This window comes from Halorubrum sp. Atlit-28R, assembly GCF_003665955.1.
Classification (GTDB): Archaea; Halobacteriota; Halobacteria; order Halobacteriales; family Haloferacaceae; genus Halorubrum; species Halorubrum tropicale.
Window position 1 is genome coordinate 1 of record NZ_QPLS01000131.1, and the last position, 528, is coordinate 528.

At 55.7% G+C, this 528-nt stretch carries 2 rRNA genes; both read right to left on the reverse strand.

What is annotated here, in order from left to right:
• Positions 1–54 precede the first annotated feature (54 nt).
• Positions 55–176 (reverse strand): 5S ribosomal RNA (gene rrf / locus DVK06_RS17165).
• Positions 177–287: 111 nt separating this feature from the next.
• A 23S ribosomal RNA gene (locus DVK06_RS19145) occupies positions 288–528 on the reverse strand; the annotation flags it as partial.

Here is a 528-nt window from a genome sequence, read left to right on the forward strand (position 1 = left end):
AAAATGAACAAAGCCCACTGGACACCGCGTCCAGTGGGCTTTGTGAAGTATGAGTAGGGGCGGCGAACTGGATTTCCCAGAGGATCGCTCACTCCAGTACTGACCAGAACGCAGGTGAGCTTAACTTCCGTGTTCGGGATGGGTACGGGTGGAACCTCACCGCTCTGGCCGCCTTAATGCCGACCAACGGAATCGAACCGTTGTCATACCAATATCGGTCGGGCCGTCTTACCAATGTGTCCGTGCAATCCAGTTTGCGCCTGGACCCGTTCTCGGGTCTCAGTGCGTATGAATGTGGCTTGGTCTGTTAGTGCTCGCGGGCTTAACAACTCGTTGCCTCGTTGCGCACACCCCGAGTCTATCGAACTCGTCTTCTACGAGTGACCTCAGTGGAACTTCTTTTCCGTGTGGGTTTCGAGCTTAGATGCGTTCAGCTCTTACCCCGTGGTGCGTAGCTGCCCGGCATCTGCCCTCTCGGACAACCGGTACACCAGTGGCACCCATTCGTAGTTCCTCTCGTACTATACG